General features: G+C 72.5%; 21 protein-coding genes and 3 tRNA genes. 9 read left to right on the forward strand and 15 right to left on the reverse strand.

The features are described from left to right. Window positions 1-171 precede the first annotated feature (171 nt). Both KBX43_RS18760 and KBX43_RS18765 read left to right on the forward strand, forming a co-directional pair. Complete coding sequence (locus KBX43_RS18760) at window positions 172-1,011, forward strand: hypothetical protein (protein ID WP_030500602.1); 840 nt, start codon at window positions 172-174, stop codon at window positions 1,009-1,011. A gap of 256 nt (window positions 1,012-1,267) precedes the next feature. After that, window positions 1,268-1,477, forward strand: coding sequence for a BldC family transcriptional regulator (locus KBX43_RS18765; protein ID WP_007073996.1), 210 nt, complete (start codon window positions 1,268-1,270; stop codon window positions 1,475-1,477). 71 nt (window positions 1,478-1,548) lie between these two features. Here KBX43_RS18765 and KBX43_RS18770 read toward each other — a convergent pair whose 3' ends face one another. Beyond that, complete coding sequence (locus KBX43_RS18770) at window positions 1,549-1,947, reverse strand: PPOX class F420-dependent oxidoreductase (RefSeq protein ID WP_043327535.1); 399 nt, start codon at window positions 1,945-1,947, stop codon at window positions 1,549-1,551. Between the two features lie 55 nt (window positions 1,948-2,002). Here KBX43_RS18770 and KBX43_RS18775 point away from each other — a divergent pair, with 55 nt between their 5' ends. After that, window positions 2,003-2,782 (forward strand): bifunctional 2-polyprenyl-6-hydroxyphenol methylase/3-demethylubiquinol 3-O-methyltransferase UbiG, encoded by a 780-nt coding sequence (locus tag KBX43_RS18775; protein WP_210886005.1) that lies wholly within the window; start codon window positions 2,003-2,005, stop codon window positions 2,780-2,782. A 53-nt stretch (window positions 2,783-2,835) separates the two neighbouring features. Here KBX43_RS18775 and KBX43_RS18780 read toward each other — a convergent pair whose 3' ends face one another. Beyond that, window positions 2,836-3,123, reverse strand: coding sequence for a hypothetical protein (locus tag KBX43_RS18780; protein WP_043327533.1), 288 nt, complete (start codon window positions 3,121-3,123; stop codon window positions 2,836-2,838). Between the two features lie 162 nt (window positions 3,124-3,285). Here KBX43_RS18780 and KBX43_RS18785 point away from each other — a divergent pair, with 162 nt between their 5' ends. Both KBX43_RS18785 and KBX43_RS18790 read left to right on the forward strand, forming a co-directional pair. Beyond that, window positions 3,286-4,143, forward strand: coding sequence for a 3-hydroxyacyl-CoA dehydrogenase family protein (locus KBX43_RS18785; RefSeq protein WP_210886019.1), 858 nt, complete (start codon window positions 3,286-3,288; stop codon window positions 4,141-4,143). Then, window positions 4,140-4,883, forward strand: a complete 744-nt coding sequence (locus KBX43_RS18790; protein ID WP_064448341.1) for an enoyl-CoA hydratase/isomerase family protein — start codon at window positions 4,140-4,142, stop codon at window positions 4,881-4,883. The genes KBX43_RS18785 and KBX43_RS18790 overlap by 4 nt, the downstream gene beginning before the upstream one ends. 60 nt (window positions 4,884-4,943) lie before the next feature. Here KBX43_RS18790 and KBX43_RS18795 read toward each other — a convergent pair whose 3' ends face one another. Then, window positions 4,944-6,281: an ABC transporter substrate-binding protein gene (locus KBX43_RS18795; RefSeq protein WP_043327530.1), complete on the reverse strand. Its 1,338-nt coding sequence runs from the start codon at window positions 6,279-6,281 to the stop codon at window positions 4,944-4,946. 166 nt (window positions 6,282-6,447) lie between these two features. Here KBX43_RS18795 and KBX43_RS18800 point away from each other — a divergent pair, with 166 nt between their 5' ends. Both KBX43_RS18800 and KBX43_RS18805 read left to right on the forward strand, forming a co-directional pair. Continuing rightward, entirely contained in the window at window positions 6,448-6,837 is a 390-nt protein-coding gene (locus KBX43_RS18800) for a hypothetical protein (RefSeq protein ID WP_043327529.1), read from the forward strand. Between the two features lie 44 nt (window positions 6,838-6,881). Next, window positions 6,882-7,586, forward strand: a complete 705-nt coding sequence (locus tag KBX43_RS18805; protein ID WP_043327528.1) for a DUF2786 domain-containing protein — start codon at window positions 6,882-6,884, stop codon at window positions 7,584-7,586. A 20-nt stretch (window positions 7,587-7,606) separates the two neighbouring features. Here the strand turns inward: KBX43_RS18805 and KBX43_RS18810 are convergent, their stop codons facing one another. Further along, window positions 7,607-8,119, reverse strand: coding sequence for an SRPBCC family protein (locus KBX43_RS18810; protein WP_043327527.1), 513 nt, complete (start codon window positions 8,117-8,119; stop codon window positions 7,607-7,609). Window positions 8,120-8,416: 297 nt separating this feature from the next. Between KBX43_RS18810 and KBX43_RS18815 the strand changes: the two genes are divergently transcribed. After that, entirely contained in the window at window positions 8,417-8,854 is a 438-nt protein-coding gene (locus KBX43_RS18815) for an ArsI/CadI family heavy metal resistance metalloenzyme (RefSeq protein ID WP_210868768.1), read from the forward strand. A 50-nt stretch (window positions 8,855-8,904) separates the two neighbouring features. Here the strand turns inward: KBX43_RS18815 and KBX43_RS18820 are convergent, their stop codons facing one another. The 3 genes from KBX43_RS18820 to KBX43_RS32125 all read right to left on the reverse strand — a co-directional run bounded on the left by KBX43_RS18820 (window position 8,905) and on the right by KBX43_RS32125 (window position 11,910). Continuing rightward, window positions 8,905-9,489, reverse strand: coding sequence for a GNAT family N-acetyltransferase (locus KBX43_RS18820; RefSeq protein ID WP_210886022.1), 585 nt, complete (start codon window positions 9,487-9,489; stop codon window positions 8,905-8,907). Window positions 9,490-9,540: 51 nt separating this feature from the next. Then, window positions 9,541-10,527: a hypothetical protein gene (locus tag KBX43_RS18825; RefSeq protein ID WP_307851557.1), complete on the reverse strand. Its 987-nt coding sequence runs from the start codon at window positions 10,525-10,527 to the stop codon at window positions 9,541-9,543. A gap of 147 nt (window positions 10,528-10,674) precedes the next feature. After that, on the reverse strand, window positions 10,675-11,910 hold the full coding sequence (locus tag KBX43_RS32125) for an NAD(P)-binding domain-containing protein (RefSeq protein WP_210886036.1): 1,236 nt from the start codon (window positions 11,908-11,910) through the stop codon (window positions 10,675-10,677). Window positions 11,911-11,990: 80 nt separating this feature from the next. On the opposite strand from KBX43_RS32125, the gene KBX43_RS18835 reads away from it, so the two are divergent. Continuing rightward, window positions 11,991-12,887 (forward strand): LysR family transcriptional regulator, encoded by an 897-nt coding sequence (locus KBX43_RS18835; RefSeq protein ID WP_043327524.1) that lies wholly within the window; start codon window positions 11,991-11,993, stop codon window positions 12,885-12,887. A 63-nt stretch (window positions 12,888-12,950) separates the two neighbouring features. Here the strand turns inward: KBX43_RS18835 and KBX43_RS18840 are convergent. The 8 genes from KBX43_RS18840 to KBX43_RS18875 form a co-directional block, all read right to left on the reverse strand. Then, window positions 12,951-13,024: transfer RNA gene (locus KBX43_RS18840), tRNA-Phe, on the reverse strand. A gap of 76 nt (window positions 13,025-13,100) precedes the next feature. Beyond that, a tRNA-Asp gene (locus KBX43_RS18845) sits at window positions 13,101-13,174 on the reverse strand. 33 nt (window positions 13,175-13,207) lie between these two features. Then, window positions 13,208-13,280, reverse strand: a tRNA-Glu gene (locus KBX43_RS18850). 143 nt (window positions 13,281-13,423) lie between these two features. After that, window positions 13,424-14,209 carry a polysaccharide deacetylase family protein gene (locus tag KBX43_RS18855; protein ID WP_043327523.1) on the reverse strand — a complete coding sequence of 262 codons (786 nt, stop codon included), beginning with the start codon at window positions 14,207-14,209 and terminating at the stop codon, window positions 13,424-13,426. Window positions 14,210-14,284: 75 nt separating this feature from the next. Further along, window positions 14,285-15,232, reverse strand: a complete 948-nt coding sequence (locus tag KBX43_RS18860; RefSeq protein ID WP_210886040.1) for a MerR family transcriptional regulator — start codon at window positions 15,230-15,232, stop codon at window positions 14,285-14,287. Further along, window positions 15,222-15,815, reverse strand: a complete 594-nt coding sequence (gene idi / locus KBX43_RS18865) for an isopentenyl-diphosphate Delta-isomerase (protein ID WP_043327521.1) — start codon at window positions 15,813-15,815, stop codon at window positions 15,222-15,224. Before idi ends, KBX43_RS18860 begins: the two co-directional genes overlap by 11 nt. Next, a complete protein-coding gene (crtI, locus tag KBX43_RS18870) occupies window positions 15,812-17,293 on the reverse strand; it encodes a phytoene desaturase family protein (protein WP_181373707.1) in 1,482 nt (493 codons plus the stop codon). Before crtI ends, idi begins: the two co-directional genes overlap by 4 nt. Window positions 17,294-17,322: 29 nt before the next feature. Beyond that, on the reverse strand, window positions 17,323-18,477 hold the full coding sequence (locus tag KBX43_RS18875) for a polyprenyl synthetase family protein (RefSeq protein WP_043327519.1): 1,155 nt from the start codon (window positions 18,475-18,477) through the stop codon (window positions 17,323-17,325). Window positions 18,478-18,520: the final 43 nt, after the last annotated feature.

Consider the following 18,520-nt stretch of genomic DNA (forward strand, 5'->3'; position numbering starts at 1 on the left):
TGACTCCTGTGTCGGTGAGCGCCCTTGTGGGGAGCGGAACCTGGTGGCACGCCGGCGGGATGCTGCCGGTGTCTCTGAGCCTAATATCGGCCCGAACCGTACTGTCGCGCACGTCACGCCACGGGCTCACGGGCGGCGACGGGCGGTCCCGTCTCGTGGGAGGATCGCGCCGTGCCGTCGCTCTTCGCTTCATACCTGCGCGTGTACGAGCCGCTGACCGCCTTCGACCGGGACCGGCAGTCCTACTGGCGCCGGTACGTCAGCGAGGGCCGGGCGATCGCCCCGCTGGAAGGGCCGGTACGACAACGGACCGCCGTGATCGAGGCGCTGGGCGCGGGCTGGACCCGGCTGCCCGACCTGCCCGACGAGGCGTACGTCCTGGAGTCGGACGACTCGTTGCTGGTCTGCCCCTGGAACCTGCGCATCCGGGTCGCCGAGGCGGCGCTGAGCGCCCGCGACGGCGTGCCCTCGGTGCTGGCCGACGCGTTCGTGCCGCCGGTGCTCGCCGGGCAGGCCAAGGCCGTGGTGGAGGACTGGCGCAGCGGCGCCCGGGTGCTGGAGCACGGCGTGCCCCGGGTGCACGAGCAGATCGCCACCTGGGGCGTGCCGCTGCGCTGGTTCGTGCTGTTCGAGGCGGGTGAGCGGCACCTGGTCACCGAGCCGGAGCGGCGCGCGCTGCGCTACCGCACCGAGATCTCCAAGGCGCGCCGCCGCGCGTCGCGGGCGCTGTCGGTGCTGCGCAAGTCGATCGGCGAGGCGCCGATCACCGAGGCGGTCGAGGAGGCGGCCCGGTGGCTGGAGGAGTTCCACCCGCGCTCGGTGGTCGAGCTGGACTACGGCGGCCTGGTTCAACTGCTGCCGGACGAGACGCTCGAAGCCGACGACTCGACCGATCTGGTGGCCACCGGACTGTCCGGACTGGGCCGGGGCGAGGCCGAGGAGGCGTCCGCCGCGTACGACAAGCTGGTCGCCCGCTGGCGCGCGGTGCAGCTGTTGGAGCGCTGCAACTGACGCCCGGTTTACCCCGATAAGTGGTCTTGGACACGAGAGTGTCTCGTAGTTGATGCGTCACGAACCGTGATCATGAGTCCCAATAAGGTAGTTTCTGCGGCATAAAAGTCGTAAAAATCGGGCATGCTTCATCCGTCCGTCTAGGGACCTTCAGCCGTTCGGCCCATGTCGGACATCGGGGACTAGCCGGACCATGGGAGACGCGTCGGCCGGCGGGACCCCGGCCGATGTCTATACATGTGGAGGAGTGACCCCGATGGCATCGCGAACGCACGAACCTGAGCCGCTACTCACACCGGCCGAGGTGGCGTCGATGTTCCGTGTCGACCCGAAGACGGTGACCCGGTGGGCCAAGGCTGGCAAGCTCAGCGCCATCCGGACCCTTGGCGGCCACCGCCGCTACCGTGAGTCAGAGGTTCGGGCGCTACTGCAGGGGCAGATCCCCCAGCAGCGCCAGGGAGACTGACGAACCGGCGTTCTCCGGCGTTCCGATCAGGGGCGGTGCCGTCGCGGCGCCGCCCTTAATCGTGCCCGGGCTCAATCGTGTCCGGGGGCCGCGCCGTCCAGCACGATCCGCAGCCCCACCGTGCCCCCCTCGCCCCGGCGCAGCCGGCTGCCGAGCAGGCTCAGCCGCCCGATCAGCCGGTACTTCTGCTTGAGCAGGCCCCGCACCCGCCGGGTGCTCTCCGGATCGGCGATCGTCGCGTGTGCCGGCACCGCATCGCCGTGCGGCCGCCCGCGCACGTCGCACGGCGCCACAGTGACCCGGCCGTCGCGGCGGATCCGCTTCACCTTGCCGGAGTCGGACACCGTCCACACCGCCAGCGAGTCACCGTCGCGTACCGCCCACACCGGTGTCGCCACCGCCCGGCCGTCCTTGCGGAACGTGGTGAGCAGGACGTACTTCTCCGCCGCCAGGCGGTCCAGGTCGGTCACGCCGCCCAGGATACGGCGGTCGGCGCGCCGCCGACCTCCGGATAGCGTTGCGGGCATGACCGGGGAACCCGAGATCGGCGACGTGTTCGGCGAGATGATCCGCGACGCGTACGCGGTCGCCACCGGGATCGGACCCCGGCCGATGGCCGGTGGACGCCTGCCCCGGCCGGTCATCGAGATCATCGAGCGGGACGACGGGCTGATCAACGGCGCGCCCGCCGGGCACTACCTGGACCCGCCGCAGCTGTGGCAGCCGCACGACCACCGGGCGGTGGACCGGGTACGCGGGCACGTGCTCGACGTCGGCGTAGGCGCCGGACGGATCGCGCTGGAACTCCAGGAGCGCGGCGTGCCCGTCACCGGCCTGGACACCTCGCTGGGCGCGCTGCGGGTCAGCCGGCACCGGGGCGTACGCGACCTCGTCCACGGCACCGTCGACGAGCACACCGCCGACGAGCCGCGCTACGACACGTTCCTGCTGCTCGGCAACAACCTCGGGCTGTTCGAGGGGCGGGAACGGGCGCCCGCGATGCTGGCCGCGCTCGCCGCCCTGGCCCGCCCCGGCGCCCGGGTGATCGCCCACGGTACCGACCCGTACGGCACCACCGACCCGGTGCACACCGCCTATCACGAGCGCAACCGGCAGCGGGGCCGGATCGGCGGGCAACTGCGGCTGCGGCTGCGCTACCGGCTGCTCGGCACCGGGTGGTTCGACTACCTGGTCTGCTCGCCCGAGGAGTTCGCCGAGCTGGTCCACGGCTCGCCGTGGCGACTGGCCGACGTGGACGACACCGACCACCCGTACTACCTCGCCACGCTGGAGCTGCGGCGTTAGGAAGGGCCCCTTTCAAGCGCCCAGGCGTTAACAAGGGGCCCTTCCTTACATGCTCAGACCTGGACGGTGGGGGTGGTCTGCTCCGGGGGCAGTCCGCCGTCGCCGTCGACCACCTCGTCCGGCGTGCCGTCCTCGTCGATGTCCACCATGGTGATGTCCACCTTGCCGTCACCGTCGGTGTCGAACTGGAACAGGTCGGCCTTGCCGTCGCCGTCGGTGTCCACCACCCACACGTCGGTCTTGCCGTCGTTGTTGGTGTCCGCGCGGAGCAGGTCCACCCGCTCGTCGCCGCGGGTCTCGACCGTCTCGGTGTTCTCCGCGCTCTCCGGTGCCTGGCTCATCTCGTTCCTTCCTTCGACGTTGACGGCCGTCCTTACCCCGTCCGCTCCGCCCCCACTCATCCCGGCGGCCCGGCCCTGCATAGGGTCGCATGCAGGAACGAGCGAGCGGACGGGCCCGGCGGCGGAGACCCCGCGCGCCCCCGCCGCGGCGAGGGGACACCGATGAGTGGTCGTTTTGTGGTCGTCGGGGCCGGCACCATGGGCCTCGGCATCGCGTACGTGGCGGCCGGCGCCGGGTACGCGGTCGAACTGGTCGAGGTCGACCCCGGGCGGGGCGCCGAGGCCGTCCGCCGGCTCGGCGAGCTGTGGGACCGGGGCGTGCAGCGCGGCAAGCTGACCGAGGAGGCCGCCACCGCCAACCGCGGGCGCGTCACGTTGCGGGCCGGGCTCACCGAGGTGCCCGAGGGCGCCGACGTGATCGTGGAGGCGGTGCCCGAGCGGCTCGACCTGAAGCGCGCCGTGCTGCGTGAGGCGGAGAGCCGTCGCCCCACGCTGCTGGGCAGCAACACGTCCAGCATCCCGATCGCCGAACTGGCCGCCGGGCTGGAACGTCCCGCCGGCTTCGTCGGGCTGCACTTCTTCAATCCGGTGTGGGCGATGGCGCTGCTCGAGGTCGTGGTCGGCCCGGCCACCGCGCCGCAGACCACCGAGGCGGCCGTCGCGCTCGCCGCCCGGCTGGGCAAGGACCCCGTCGTCGTACGCGACATGCCCGGCTTCGCCACCTCCCGCCTCGGCGTCACGCTCGGCCTGGAGGCGATCCGGATGGTGGCCGACGAGGTGGCGAGCCCGGCCGACATCGACAAGGCGATGGTGCTCGGCTACCGGCACCCGATCGGACCGCTGGAGCTGACCGACCTGGTCGGACTGGATGTGCGGCTCGACATCGCGCGTACGCTCCAGGCCGCGTACGGGGACCGCTTCGCGCCGCCGCCGCTGCTGGTCGAGATGGTGGCCGCCGGGAAGCTCGGCAAGAAGTCCGGGCAGGGCTTCTACACCTGGAAGGACGGCCAGAAGAAATGAGCGGGCTGCGGATCGAGGAGCTGCCGGACCGGCTGGTCGTGACGCTGGACCGGCCGGAGAAACGCAACGCGATCGACGCCGACCTGGTGGCCGAGCTGCACGCGGTCTGCGCCGACCTGGAGGCACGCCCCCGGCTGCTGCTGCTCACCGGCGGGACGGCGGGCATCTTCGCCGGCGGCGCCGACATCGCCCAGCTGCGCGAGCGCGGCCGGCTGGACGCGCTGGCCGCCATCAACCAGGGCGTCTTCGCCCGCATCCGGGCGCTCCCGATGCCCACCGTGGCCGCCGTCGACGGGCCGGCGCTGGGCGGCGGCGCCGAACTCGCGTACGCCTGCGATCTGCGGGTGTGCACGGACCGCGCGGTCTTCGGTCAGCCCGAGGTGCGGCTGGGCATCCTGGCCGGCGCGGGCGCGACCTACCGGCTGCCGGCGTTGATCGGTGAGGCCCGCGCCAAGGAACTGCTCTTCACCGGCCGGCGGGTGGACGCCGCGGAGGCGCTGCGGATCGGGCTGGTGAACCGGGTGGTGGCCGAACCGGACGAGCTGCTGCCCACCGCGCACGGTCTGCTCGACGAGATGGCGAAGGGCTCCGCGCTGGCCCTGCGGCTGACCAAGCTGGCGGTGGACGCCCCGGCGGCCGCGCACCCGCAACTCGACCTGCTCAGCCAGGCGGTGCTCTTCGAGGACGAGGAGAAACACCGGCGGATGACCGAGTTCCTGGACCGGCGAAAGGCGCGCTGAGCCGGAACACGACGAGGGCCGCGCCGGTGTTCCCGGCGCGGCCCTCGTCGTCGGCGCTTCTCAGCGTCTGATCTGGACTCCGGCGTCGGCCAGAGCCGGGATCGCCGGCGCGGACTCGGCGAAGCCGATGAGCAGCAGCGCCTCCGGCCCGTACGCCTTGATCTCCTGGGCGATGCCGGAGAAGTCGACGGGGGTCTTCGGGTCCTCCGGCGGCTCGTAGGTCAGCAGCTTGACCCGGTCCGCGCCGATGCCGGCCTTCTCCAGCTCCGAACGGACGTTCTCCTGGAGGCCCTCGCCGTAGGAGTCCTTACGGGCCAGGATCGCGATCTTGCGCGGCCCGTCCCGGAGCATCACGTCGGCCAGCGCGCGACCCTGGAGGCTGTCCGGCGGGGCGGTACGGAAGTAGAGGCCGTTGTCGTCCACCGCGCTCAGCCCCGCGTCGGTGTTCGACGGCGAGAACAGGATCCGCCCGGCGGCCACCACGTCCGGCAGCACCGCCCGGGAGATGCCCGAACCACCGGCGCCGATGATGACGTGGACGCCCTCCCGGACGTGCGAGGCGACAGTGGCCTTGGCGACCGCCGGGTTGGTGCCGTCGTCGCCCTCGACCCACCTCACCGGCTCACCGAGCACGCCACCGGCGGCGTTGACCTCGCGGAGCGCGAGCGCGGCGCCGGCGGCCAACGGCGGGTACGCCAGCGCCAGGTCACCGGTCTTCGGCAGGAGGCCGCCGAGGACCAGCGGCGCGTCCTTCGCCTTCCCGTCGCGCAGCTTGCGACCGCGCGGCGGCGTCTTGCTGCTCGCCCCGGACTCCTCACCGGCGCCGACGAACTCGGTCTTGCTGTCGTCGATCTTCTGGTTGTCGAAGTGCATGGTGCCGTAGCTGGCAGTGGCCGGCTCGCCGTTGTCGGTGAACCCGGCCCGGGTGAGCGACACGCCCCGGTACTGGATGTCCTGACCGGCGCGGGCGAGCTGGAGGCAGGTCGCCACCTCGTCGCAGCGTTCGCCGCCGGTGGTGACCCCGACGATCTGCTTGGCGATCTCGCCCGGCGCGGTGGTGCCGGCGAGCTGGGCGGCCAGCGCGCTGATCACGACCGCGTCGTAGGACTCGGCGGAGTAGAGGAAGTCACCCAGCTTCGCGTCTACGGCGAGTAGTCGTTCCTTGAAGCTCTCGGGCAGCGGAGTGAGGGGCGTGGTGCCCTTCATCCCGTTCACCAGATCCGCCCGATCCTTCAGCTCGGCTGGGTATGAATTGAGCATGTTGCCGTCGGTGCCGTAGAGGCGCACCTGGGTGGCGGGCGCTTCTTCCGGCTCGTCGCTCCCGCAGGCGCTCGTGGCGAGCAGGAGCGCCGCGCAGGCCATGGACAGGGCCGCGCGCGACGTGCGTGTTCTCAGCATGGTCGTCCTTCCTCCGGCGAAGGTCCGCTGCGCACCTTAGCGTGCCCACGCGGTAGGCGGGACTGTGGAGTCGGCTCCGTCGGCACCCCGACTGCGGGAATCACGCTGCGTGTTCATCGAGCGATTTCCGGGTCACGGCTTGACCCCCGGCGCTACTGTTCCGCGGGTGAACGACGAAGCACAGCAGACGCTGGACGACGCGACCGCCGTGCTCCGTTCCGCCCTCGCCGGCGACGGCGCCGGGGTGGTGGGCACGTTCGACGCGGTGGTGGACCGCTCCGGCCTGGCCGGGGCGTACGGGGTGGCGTGGTGCCTGGCCGCCACCATGCTCGGCGACGACGCGCCGGCCGGCGGGGCGGCCCTCGACTTCCCCGGCATCGACCAGGCCGACTACGACACCCGCTGGGTGGCCCGCTTCGTCAGCGCGTGCGCCAACGACGACGCCGACACCGGTGAGGCGCTGTTCGGCGCGGCCGCCGCCGACGGGCTGCTGCCCGACTGCCTGCTCACCCTCGCCGGCTCGACCATCGCCACGCTGCGCAGCCGGTCCGACTGAGCCCGCCGCGCCGCGACGCGCGCCGGCTGTGATAGCTCTGGGTCATGTCCGAGGCGATGCTCAGCAAGGTGCGCAAGCTGCTCGCCCAGGCCGAGGACCCGGCCTGCACGCCCGCCGAGTCGGCCGCGTTCATGGCCAAGGCCACCGAGCTGATCGCCCGTTACGGCGTCGACCGGGCGCTGCTCGCGGCACGCGACCCGGCCGTCGACCCGGTGGGCGACCGGACGGTCGAGGTGGTCGCGCCGTACGCCCGGGACAAGGCCGGACTGCTGGCCGCGGTCGCCGAACCGTTGCGCTGCCGCTGCGTACGCCGACGGCAGGGCAACGGTTTCGCCATGCACCTGTTCGGCTTCGCCAGCGACCTGGAACGCGTCGAGTTGCTGTTCACCTCGCTGCTGGTGCAGGCCGCGCACGGACTGGCGGGAGCCGCCGTGCCGGACGGGGAGCACCCGGCCGCGTTCCGGCGTACCTGGCTGGCCGGCTTCGCGTACGTCGTCGCGCAGCGGCTGCGCGCAGCCGAGGAGAACGCGGTGGCCGAGGCGGGCGGCCCCTCGACGGCCCTGGTACTCGCCGACCGTTCCGACCGCGTCCAGCGCCGGGTCGCCGAGGCGTACCCCAGGTTGCGCACCGCGCCGCGACGGCGCCTCGCGGGCGGTGGTTTCGCGCCGGGCGCGGACGCCGGCCGCCGCGCCGACCTCGGCGGCACCGGCGTGCCCGGCGCCGCGGCGACGCCGGGCATCACCGGCTGACCGGGCCCATCGGGTACGGGTCAGGCGGTGCGGGCGACCGTCGCCAGGTAGCGGCAGAGCAACTCGTGCCAGCCGGCCGTGAGCGCCTCGCGGTAGCCCTCGGCCGCGGCGCCGTGCCGGTCGAAGTAGCGGTGCTCGACCTCGACCCGGGTCAGTTCCGGGCCCTCGGGGTGGAACAGGACCTCCACCTCGCTGGCGCCGGCCGGGTCCGGCACCGGCACCCGGTCCGGGCCGATCTGCCAGGTGAAGACCAGACGCCGGGGCGGATCCCAGGTCAGCACGCGGCCCCAGTCGTTGCGGAAGCCGTACGGGCCGATTTCGTAGAGCATGCCGCCGGCCCGGGGTTCGATGCCGAGCGCGGCGAGCGCCTGCGGGCCGGACCAGGTGTACTCGCGTACCCACCAGTCGGCGAGCGATCCGGTGAACACGGCGTACGCCCGCTCGGCCGACGCCGGGACGAACAGGTTGCTGCGGAGGGAGAAGCGGTCGGATTCCTGCCGGACCTCATCCGGATCGGCCATCTCCTGTCCCATAGGTCCGGACCATACCGGCTCATGTCTCGGTGCGCAGCTTCCGTTGCGCCCGCTTCCGGACACCGGGAACGCCGCTCCACGACAGCGCTGTGTGGTGGGACAGGCGCGCCGAGTTGGCGGAACGCCTCGGGGCGTACCCGGTACCAGGCCCAGGTGCCGCGCCGCTCGGAGCCGGACGCAGATCTCCGACGCCGAGGCGCCGGCAGCGCTTGTTTCGACATTTCTCTAGGTTGACAGACTTCAAAGCAGAGGGCAGGGTGGAGTCTGCTTCGATAAACATCTAGACAGGGAGTTCGCATGTCCCGCGTCCAGCTCGCCCTGCGCGTCTCCGACCTCGAAGGCTCCGTGGCCTTCTACAGCAAGCTGTTCGGCGTCGAGCCGGCCAAGCGCCGCCCCGGCTACGCCAACTTCGCGGTGGAGAACCCGCCGCTGAAGCTCGTACTCCTCGAAGGTGAGCCCGGCCTGCCGACGGTGATGGACCACCTCGGGGTCGAGGTGGCCACCACCGGCGAGGTGAACGCCGCGACCAGCCGGCTCGCCGAGTCCGGCCTGATCACGCTGGAGGAGAACGACACCGAGTGCTGCTACGCGCTCCAGGACAAGGTCTGGGTGCGCGGCCCCGGCGACGAGCCGTGGGAGGTCTACACGGTCAAGGCCGACTCGCCGCAGCTGGAGAAGGTGACCGAGAGCGCCTGCTGCGCCTCGGACACCGCGGAGCAGCCCGCCGGCGTCTGAACGGCGGATCCCCACCGGCGTCTCCGCCGGTGGGGATCTCTGTCGTACGGTCAGGTGCGGCGATTCCGCATGACCCAGGTGGGCAGCGGCTCCGCGAAGGCGTGCACCACCTCCCAGCCGGCGCGCCGGTACACCTCGACGTTGTCCGGGTTGCTGGTCTCCAGAATCGCCGGCAGGCCGTCCGCGGCGGCCCGGTCCAGCCCCATCCGCATCACGGCGTGGCCCCACCTGCGGCCGGCGTGGTCCGGGTGCGTACCCAGCACCCCCAGGTACCAGAACGGCGCCGACGGCAGCGCGGCGTGCACCGCCTCGTCGTAGGCGCGTACGCGGTGCAACACGTCGGCGGGAAGCTGGGCGGCGAGATCGTCGTCCGGCGGTGCGCTCCCGGATGCCGGCGGCTCCCAGATCGCCGCCGACGCGCCGTGCCCGATCGTCCAGATCGTCTCCTTGTGCACCCGCTTGTCGAACAGGTGCCCGAAGAAGACGGCCGCATAACGCGCATAGGTCGCCTCGTCGGGGAACAGGTGCCGCAGGACCGGATCCTTGGTGAACGCCGCGACCAGCGAGGTGACGACCTGGGCGCGGTCTTCCGGCGTCGCAACGGTGATCTCAGGCCCTGTCACAGCGTGCAACATATCGCGCGGCCGAGGCGCGGGGCGTCCCTCGCGGCGTGAGCCGGCCGGCGACTACCGTGCCTCGGCGAACCTCAGCCGCCTGAAGGCCTCGACGTAGACGAACCGCTTGCCGTCCGGAGAGAAGCTCGGGTGGTACGCGCGCTCACCGTCGGCGATCCGCGTCTTCTTCCCGGTGTCGACGTCGACCGACCACACGCCGCCCACGTGATCCGACGCGACGGCGGCGATCACCGACCTGCCGTCCGGCGACACCGCCAGGTCGGCGAGCCCGGGAAGCTCCGCGAGGAACCTGGCCGTGGCCGATCCGACGTCCCACTCGGTCAGGTGCCAGGTGAAGTCAGACGGATACACCTCGACAGGCAGCGGCAACCTGCCGAGGGTGTCGGGTGCGGTGATGAAGAACAGCCGCTCACCCATGGTTGCCGGCGACCGCACCAGCACCATGGACTCGCAACCCGTATCACTGCCACTGAGGTTGAAGGTTGTCCCGTCGACCGTCACCGGAGAGGGGAACTCAGACGCCTTCCCGTCAGCGAGCAGCTGGATTCCCCCCGGCCCGCACTCCCGGCGCGCCTGCACATATCCCCTGCCGTCACCGTTCACGAGTGCGGCACCGGCGAGGAAGCGCGTCGACGCCAGAGGCTCGAACGTCTTGTCGGCCGGCGAGTAGGTGAGCAGCTCCGTTCCGTCCCAGCCGCATTCGAGGGCCACCCCGAGGTCGCCGTCGGGGTCGGCGAACAAGAAGCTGAACAAGCCCGCTTCGCAGGCGGGCACCGCCGGGGCGCGCGTGAGAACGGCTTCCTCGCCGCTCCCGTCGGGCCGCTGCCGCCACACCTCGGCTACTCCCGAGCCCGAGGTCGAGGTCACCTCCCGCAGGTAGTAGACCCAGCCGTCGGCGGCCCACACCGGATGGAACAGGGAGACGGAATCCAGGAGCCCCGAGATCCGGCCGCACCCGCCCACCAGGATCACGGCCAGTACGAGGACCGACGTCAGAGCCGTACGCAGCGTCCGCACATGCGACCTTCTGGTGCTCACCTGCCTCATTCCGTCCGTCACTCAGCGGGCTCACCGTAGGCGCCGCCGCCGTTGCCGGGGACCATACACCCGTTAGGTACTCAGGGTGGCGACCTGTGCCGGCCGTGGACACGGCCCGTCGACCGGGAAGCGCAATCGTCGCGACACCTAGCGGGACCGGACCACGGCCGTGACCTCGACCTCGAGCACGGCACCGGGCAGGAAGAGCCTGCTGACCTCGACAGTCGTGCTCGCCGGCGGCGGTGTGCCAGTGAAGAGCCGTCGCCGGACGGCCGCGTACGCCGGCAGGTCAGCCAGGTCCGTCATGAACGTGCGGATGTGCAGCACGTCGTCGAAGCTCGCGCCGTGCGCCGCGAGCACGCCGCCCACGATCTCGAAGATCCGTTCGGCCTGGGCGCCTGCGTCGCCGGGGGCCACCACCTCGCCGTCGTCGTCGACGGCGACCTGTCCGGCGAGCATCAGCAGCGCGCCGCCGCCGACATCGATCCGGGCGACGTGCGCGAAGCGGTCGCCGAACGGGGCCGCGACGGATTCGGGGTTGTCCAGGGTGAGGCGCATCGGCGTCCCTTCGCAGAAGTCGGGGGAGACTAGGGAGGAGAGATCGGCGTCCTGGTCCGGCGCGGCCCGCATCAGGTCGAGGGCGGCCTCCAGCACGGGGGCCGGCACCGGGCGGCGCAGCGCCAGCCGGGCATCCTTCGCCGCCATCGTGACTGCGAACGAGGCGCCCGGGGCGGTGGCCCGTCCGACCGCGCCGCCGAGGGCCCCACGGTCGAGCACGTCGAGGGCGGTCTGCCTGTCGACACCGAGCGCTGCGGCGACAGCCAGCGCGTCGTGCAGCGCGGCGACAGCCGTCACCAGGCCCGTGTTCGCGACGAGTTTGACGGCGGCACCTGCGCCGATCGGACCGCAGTGACGGACCGTCCCGAGCTGCCCCAGCACCGGAGCCGCCCTCTCCACGGCATCGGCAGGGCCGCCCGCGAAGATCACCAGCGTGCCGGCCCGGGCGGCGTTGACGCTGCCGCCGACGGGGGCGTCGAGGAGGTAGACGCCCGCCGGAAGCCGGCCGGCCACCGCTCGGACTTCGTCCGGCCCGATCGTCGACATCTGCACCACGACCGTCCCGGGTCGGAGCGCGGTGGCGGCGCCGTCCGGCCCGAACAGCACCGTCTCGACCGCGCCGGCGTCGGCGAGCATGACGACGACGACCTCGGCTCCGTCGACCGCGGCGGACGGGCTCGCGGCCACCGTGGCGCCGACCGCCGCGAGCGGCTCCGAACGCTCCGGGCTGCGGTTCCACACTCTGACCCGGTTGCCACCGGCCAGGAGGCGGCGCGCGATCGGCGTACCCATGTGCCCGGTCCCGAGGACCGCGATGATCTTCACGCGGTAACGCTAGGCCGGTGAGGGTAATGCGACCAACGAATGTCTTGCATGCCTGCCATGCGTGATTACCATGCCTGCCCATGGAGACTCAGCTGCTGGAGGTGTTCCGCACCGTCGCGCGGCACGGCTCGATCACCACCGCCGCGCGCGCCCTCAGCTTCACCCAGTCGGCTGTCTCCCGGCAGATAGCCGCGCTCGAGGCCGACATCGGCGCCCGGCTCTTCGACCGGCTGCCCCGCGGCGTCGCCCTCACCGAGGAGGGACGAGAGCTGCTCCCGCACGCCGAGGCGGTCCTCGACCGGCTCGCCGCGGCCCGGCGTGACCTCGACGACCTGCGCGGGCTCGGCCGAGGGCGGCTGCGTGTGGGCGCCTTCCCGACCGCTGTCGCGGCCCTCGTACCCCGGGCGATGGCGTCGTTCCGCTCGGCCTACCCGGAGGTCTCGCTGTCGCTGGTCGAGGGCGTGACGCCGCGGCTGCTGGAGCGCCTGCTCGCCGAGGAGGCGGATGTGGCAGTGGTCAGCACCTCGCCCACGGGCGAGCTGGACCGCGAACGATTCGACCTGCGACACCTGCTCGACGAGCGGCTCCTGGTCGCGGTCGCGCGTGACCACCGGCTGGCGCGCCGCCGCTCGGTGCGCCTGGCCGACCTCGCCCCGGAAGCGTTCGTCGTGGGCTCGGCCACCGCGGAGAACAGCCTGCTCCGCGCAAGCCTGCCCAGCGGTTTCTCGCCGCGCATCGACATCGTCGCGGCCGAGTGGACCGGCAAGCTGGGATGCGTCGCCGCCGGGTTGGGGGTGGCCCTGGTTCCGGCCCTGGCGGTACGCGGAACCCCGCCGGACATCGCCCTGCTGCGCCTGCACCCGGACGACGAGTCGGTGCGGCAGATATTCGCGGCGACCGTGCGGGGCAGGACGCCGCCGCCGGCGGTCACGCACTTTCTCGAGCATCTGCGGGCGGAGGCGGCCCATCTGGGCTGAAAAGCAGAACGCCGACCTGCGTATCCGCTGGTCGGCGTTCCTGTAGCCCGGCGAAAGGCTATGTGGCCAGGGGCGGGGTCGAACCGCCGACCTTCCGATTTTCAGTCGGACGCTCGTACCAACTGAGCTACCTGGCCGTGGTGCTCGGCACATGCTACCGCACGAGCCGATACGCAGAACGCCGCGCATTGAGCTGCGCGGCGTCAGCGCTTGCGGTCCTGACGGGACTTGAACCCGCGACCTCCGCCTTGACAGGGCGGCGAGCACTCCAACTGCTCCACAGGACCTGGCTGGTGTTGCATCCGGCGCGAGCCGGACCGTGCCCCCAACGGGATTCGAACCCGTGCTACCGCCTTGAAAGGGCGGCGTCCTGGGCCGCTAGACGATGAGGGCGGCCCCGCCATCATTGCACACTCGCAACTTCAAGCGGACTTGCTCCCATCCGGCCCCGCCGGAGGCAGGAGAAGCATATGTCATGTCTGCACGGACGGCCAAACCGGTATGGGCATGGCCGCGACGCCGGGCAAAACCGCAGGTCAGGGTAGTCGCGCGATCCCGTACCGCCGCTTCAGGTCCGGGATCAGGTGCCGGCACGCGGCCATCGTCTGGGCCCGGTCACCGCCCGCGTCGTGCATCAGCACGATCGAGCCGTTCCGGGTGGCGCCCTTCACCCGCTTGATGATCGTCTTCGCCGGCGGGTGGTCCCAGTCCTGCGGGTCCACGCTCCAGTGCAGCGGGCGCAGGCCCATCTGCCGGGCCACCACGATCTCCTCGGCGGTCCACCGGCCGCCGGGCTGGCGGAACCAGGTGATCGGCGCCTTGGGCGCGGCGGCGCGGATGGCGTCGTTGGTCCGTTCCAGGTCGGCCCGGATCTCGGTGGCCGACCGCCGGCCGAGGTTCACGTCGTGGTGCCAGCTGTGGTTGCAGAGCTGGTGACCCTCGCGGACGATCCGGGCCACCAGCTCCGGGTAGCGCTTGGCCTGCTGGCCGACCACGCAGAACGTCGCGGTGACCCGGGCCGCCCGGAGCTGGGCCAGGATCTGCGGGGTGTAGCGGGGATCCGGCCCGTCGTCGAAGGTGAGCGCCACCCCGCTGCTCCCGCTGGCCCGGTGCAGGCCCGCCGGGAGCTTCTTGGGCACCGGGCGCAGCTTCGGCTTCCTGGGGGTGGCGGTCGGGGTCGGTGAGGGCTTCGTCACGGGCGACGGCGACGCCGAGACCGACGGCGAGGCCGCCGCCTGATCGGGTGACTTGCCGGCTTCGCCGCAGGCGGTGACGAGGAGCACCAGGCCCAGGGCGAGCGCCGGCAGGGCGCGTGGACGCATTCGTCGCTCCCGGAGGGGTCGGGGTCAGACGGACTTTCCGACCGTAGTGGACGCGCCCCGGAGCGAAAAGGGCCGTCAGCCCTTCGTCGACTGGTCCAGCGAGTCCCGTACCGCCAGGGCGAGGGAGAGCGCCTCGGCCAGATCCACTGGCCGGACCACCCCGGCCGGCAGCGAGTCGGCCCGCCAGCCGGGCCCGGCGGCGAGCACCAGCAGCGGCCGGCGGGGGACGGTCAGCAGCGCGGTGAGCTGGCACGGGTCGGCGGTCGCGCGGGTGTGCGACCAGAGGACCACGGCCGCCGGCCCGGTCCGGTTGACCGCCTCCACCAGGGCGGGCAACGGCACCCGGGCGCCGAGCATGCGACAGCTCACACCGGCCTCCGCGAGCGCGGCGGCGAGCGCCTCCAGCGGCAACGAGTGCTGTTCCTCGTCGGCGCAGGAGAGCAGGATCCGGGGCGGTCCGCCGTTCGGGTGGGCCCGGATCACCGTGGCGAACGCCACCGAGACGCACCGGGACATCAGGTGTTCCACCTCGATCAGGCCGGCGGTGGCGGCGTGCCGTTCCCCGATCCCGGTGAGCACCGGCCGGAGCAGCCCCTCCCAGGTCGCCACCACCCCGTCGGCGGCGAGCGCCTCGGCGATGGTCCGCGCGATGGTCACCGAGTCCAGGCGCATCGCGGCACGGGCCAGCCCCCGTGCGGCGGGGCCGGCCCGGCCGACCGGGATGGTCGTGCCGCCGCCGTCGCGTACCGCCGAGGTCCGTGCCTTGAGCGCGAGCCGGTCCGGCGACGGCACGGCCGGGGCCTGCCGGGCCCAGCGGGCCGCCTCGGCGGGCGCCACCCCCTCGGTGGTCAGCCGGCGCATGATCTCCAGGCGGGCGAGGTCGGCGGGCGTGTAGCGCCGGTGGTGGCCCGGCACGTGCTCGCTGGGACCGAGGCCGTACCGCTGGTGCCAGGTGCGCAGCGTGGTGACCGCCACACCCAACCGGCGTGCCACGGCCCCCGCGCTCAGCGCCTCATCGGCCACCCGACCGCTCCGGTGCCTCGGAGGCCGCGACGCCCGGCCGGGCCGGGCCCGCCGGATGCAGCAGCCGGTTGACCACGCCGCCCAGCCACGGGGCGTACGCGCGGGGGTCGGCGTCCAGGTCGGCCACCACCGCGCCGGGGTCGGCCCAGCGCAGCTCGGCCACCTCGTCCGGATCGGGCCGCGTCACCAGGTCGGCGGGTACGTCGGCGCGCAGCACGTGGTCGTACTCGAACTCGACGCGGCCGGTCGCCGGGTCCTCGGCGTAGTAGATGTAGACGCCCACCTCGGTGAGCTCGACCGGGCCGACGCCGAGTTCCTCGCCGAGCCGCCGGTTGGCGGCCTCGGTCAGCGACTGGCCCGGCAGCGGGTGCCCGCAGCAGGAGTTCGCCCAGCGCAGCGGGAACCGCGTCTTCACCGCAGCCCGCTGCTGCAGCAGCACCCGCCCCTGCGGGTCGACCAGGAGCACCGAGAAGGCCCGGTGCAGCCGGCCGGGTGGCTGGTGGGCGGTCGCCACGGTGGTCTCGCCGAGCACCTGCCCGTCGTCGCCGACCAGCTCGACCAGGTGTTCCTCCCGCTCGCTCATGCCGTCGCCCCGGTGATCCGGGCCGCCGCGAGCTTGCCGCTGATCAGCACCATCGGTACCCCCACGCCCGGCTGCGTGCCGGAGCCGACGAAGACCACGTTGTCCAGCTTCCGGTGCAGGTTGGAGGGGCGGAACGGCCCGGTCTGGAAGAGGCTGTGCGCGGCGGCGAACGGCGTGCCGGCAGCCATGCCCTGTGCCGCCCAGTCGGCCGGGGTGACGGCCCGCATCACCTCGATGCCGTCGCCGAAGCCGACGTATCCGCGTTCCTCCAGCGTGCCTACGAGTTGGTCGGCGTACCGCTGGGTGAGGTCGCCCGTCCAGTCGAACGGCGCCCGCTCCAGGTTCGGCACCGGCGCCAGCACGTAGTAGGTGTGCTTCCCGGCCGGCGCCACCGACGGGTCGGTGCGGCTCGGGTTCGTCACCAGCAGCGACGGGTCGGTCATCAGCTCGCCTCGGCGGATCACCTCGTCGAACGTCCCCTTCCAGGAGCGCCCGAAGTGGATGTTGTGGTGGGCGATCTTGCCATAGCCCTGCGTCGAACCGATGTGCAGCACCACGCAGGACGGCGAGTAGGTGAGCTTGCGTTGCCGGCTGGGCGGCAGCAGGTCCTCGTAGGCGACCGGCAGGTCGGGGTTGAGCACCACCGTGTCGGCGGGGACGAAGTCGCCGTCGGAGGTGATCACGCCGGTGGCGCGGCCGTTGGCGGTCTCCACCCGGGTCACCGTGGTGCCGTACCGGAACTGCACGCCGTGCTTCTCGGCCGCGCCGGCCATCCCGCGGGAGACCGCGTGGATGCCGCCGCGCGGGAAGCAGACACCGGCCACCGAGTCGAGGTACGCGATGACCGCGTAGATCGCCAGCGCGTCGTGCGGCGACAGGCCCGCGTACATGGCCTGGAAGGAGAAGATCCGCTGGGTACGCGGGTCGCGGAAGAACTGGTTGATCTTCGTCTGGAGCCGCCGGAAGGCGCCGTTGGCGAACAACTTCAGCAGGTTGCCGGTGAGCAGGTCGGTCGGCGCGTCGAGGTTGCGCTCGATGAAGTCGGCCCGTTCCCACTGCCACAGGTTGCGGGCGTAGTCGACGAAACGCAGGTAGCCGTCCGCCTCCCGGGGACCGCAGACACGCGCGATCTCGGCCGCCATCCGGGTGGTGTCGGTGATGACGTCGAGCGTCGACCCGTCCGGGTAGTAGGCGCGGTACGCCGGGTCGAGCGGGCTCAGGTCGAGCCAGTCGGTCAGCTCCTCGCCGACCGCGCCGAGCGCTTCGGCGATCAGGTCGGGCATGGTGAGGACGGTCGGACCGGTGTCGAACTCGTACCCGTCGACGCTGAGCCGCCCGGCGCGCCCGCCGGGCACCGGCTCGCGCTCCAGCACCGTCACCTGCCGGCCGCTGCCGGCCAGGTGCAGCGCGCACGCCAGCCCACCCAGCCCGGCGCCGACCACCACCACCCGGTCGGTCCGTCCCTTGACGGTACGCATTCCGGCCCCCTTGCTCGCGAAGTTGCTCATCATGCCCGCCGCGCGGTGGCGGCGGTGGCGAGACCCGTCAGCGCGGTGCGCGCGGTCTCGTCGATCGGTGCGGTGCCGAGCGCGGCGAGCGCCTCGGTGACCCGGTCGGCGATCATCCGTTCCACCCGGGCGGTGGCGCCGGTGTCGCGGACCACGTCGGCAAGCCGGTCCACGTCGCGTGCCGTGGTGACCGAGCCGGCCCGGTCCAGCGCACGGCGCTGCGCCGGGTCGGCGAGCTGCCGGGCCAGCATCAGCAGCGCGGTCGGCTTGCCGGTACGTAGGTCGTCCCCGGCCGGCTTGCCGGTGGTCTCCGGGTCGCCGTAGACGCCGAGCAGGTCGTCGCGGAGCTGGAACGCCTCGCCGACGGCCAGCCCGTACCGGGTGTACGCGGCGATGAGCGGGTCGTCCGCGTCGGTGCCGGCCAGGCAGGCGCCGAAGAGCAGCGGCCGCTGGACCGTGTAGCTGGCGGTCTTGTACCGGGCCACCCGTAGCGCCCGGTCGACCGTCCAGTTCCCCGCGTCGTTCTCGCCGAGCACGTCCAGGAACTGCCCGGCGACCGTCTCCACCCGCATCTGGTCGTAGCAGCGGCGCACGTCGAGCAGCCGCTCGGCGGGGACCGCCGCGTGGCCCATGAGCCGGTCGGCCCACACCATGCAGAGGTCGCCGATGAGTACGGCGACCGCTTCGCCGTACCGGTCGGGGTCGCCCGCGTGCCCGGCGGCGCGGTGCCGGGCGGCGGCGGCCCGGTGCGCGGTCGGCAGCCCGCGCCGGGTGTCGGAGGCGTCCATCACGTCGTCGTGCACGAGCGCGAACGTGTGCAGCAGTTCGAGGGCGGACAGGGCCGGGAGCACCGAACACATCGGTTCCTCCCCGCCGACAGCGCCCCGCCATCCCCAGTACGCGAACGTGGGCCGGACCCGTTTGCCGCCGGCCAGCACGCAGTCGCGCGCGGTTGCGGCGAATGCACCCATCGCTGCGTCGATCTCGGTCAGCGAATCGACTTCTGCGGCCAGGAACGCCACCAGCGTCTCATCGACCCCTTTGATCAGGTCTTTCGTGAACGCGGCCAGTACGCCGCGGACCGGATCGTCCGTCGCCCCGGCCTGAGCCGGCGCGACGCGGAGCGCATTACCCGCAACTGCGTCGTTGGCCATGTGGGCGAGCGTACCCTAGGGTTACGAGTTGCGTCGATTGCTG

The organism is Micromonospora sp. C41 (genome assembly GCF_018070485.1).
GTDB lineage: Bacteria > Actinomycetota > Actinomycetes > Mycobacteriales > Micromonosporaceae > Micromonospora > Micromonospora chalcea.

Coding starts and splice junctions, on each gene's coding strand:
- KBX43_RS18815 (WP_210868768.1), top strand. CDS start 8,417: ATGTCCCGCGTCCAGCTCGCCCTGCGCGTCTCCGACCTCGAAGGCTCC.
- KBX43_RS18795 (WP_043327530.1), bottom strand. CDS start 6,281: ATGCTGAGAACACGCACGTCGCGCGCGGCCCTGTCCATGGCCTGCGCG.
- KBX43_RS18775 (WP_210886005.1), top strand. CDS start 2,003: ATGACCGGGGAACCCGAGATCGGCGACGTGTTCGGCGAGATGATCCGC.
- KBX43_RS18855 (WP_043327523.1), bottom strand. CDS start 14,209: ATGCGTCCACGCGCCCTGCCGGCGCTCGCCCTGGGCCTGGTGCTCCTC.
- KBX43_RS18820 (WP_210886022.1), bottom strand. CDS start 9,489: ATGTTGCACGCTGTGACAGGGCCTGAGATCACCGTTGCGACGCCGGAA.
- crtI (WP_181373707.1), bottom strand. CDS start 17,293: ATGCGTACCGTCAAGGGACGGACCGACCGGGTGGTGGTGGTCGGCGCC.
- KBX43_RS18765 (WP_007073996.1), top strand. CDS start 1,268: ATGGCATCGCGAACGCACGAACCTGAGCCGCTACTCACACCGGCCGAG.
- KBX43_RS18780 (WP_043327533.1), bottom strand. CDS start 3,123: ATGAGCCAGGCACCGGAGAGCGCGGAGAACACCGAGACGGTCGAGACC.
- KBX43_RS18810 (WP_043327527.1), bottom strand. CDS start 8,119: ATGGGACAGGAGATGGCCGATCCGGATGAGGTCCGGCAGGAATCCGAC.
- KBX43_RS18805 (WP_043327528.1), top strand. CDS start 6,882: ATGTCCGAGGCGATGCTCAGCAAGGTGCGCAAGCTGCTCGCCCAGGCC.
- KBX43_RS18785 (WP_210886019.1), top strand. CDS start 3,286: ATGAGTGGTCGTTTTGTGGTCGTCGGGGCCGGCACCATGGGCCTCGGC.
- idi (WP_043327521.1), bottom strand. CDS start 15,815: ATGAGCGAGCGGGAGGAACACCTGGTCGAGCTGGTCGGCGACGACGGG.
- KBX43_RS18875 (WP_043327519.1), bottom strand. CDS start 18,477: ATGGCCAACGACGCAGTTGCGGGTAATGCGCTCCGCGTCGCGCCGGCT.
- KBX43_RS18835 (WP_043327524.1), top strand. CDS start 11,991: ATGGAGACTCAGCTGCTGGAGGTGTTCCGCACCGTCGCGCGGCACGGC.
- KBX43_RS18790 (WP_064448341.1), top strand. CDS start 4,140: ATGAGCGGGCTGCGGATCGAGGAGCTGCCGGACCGGCTGGTCGTGACG.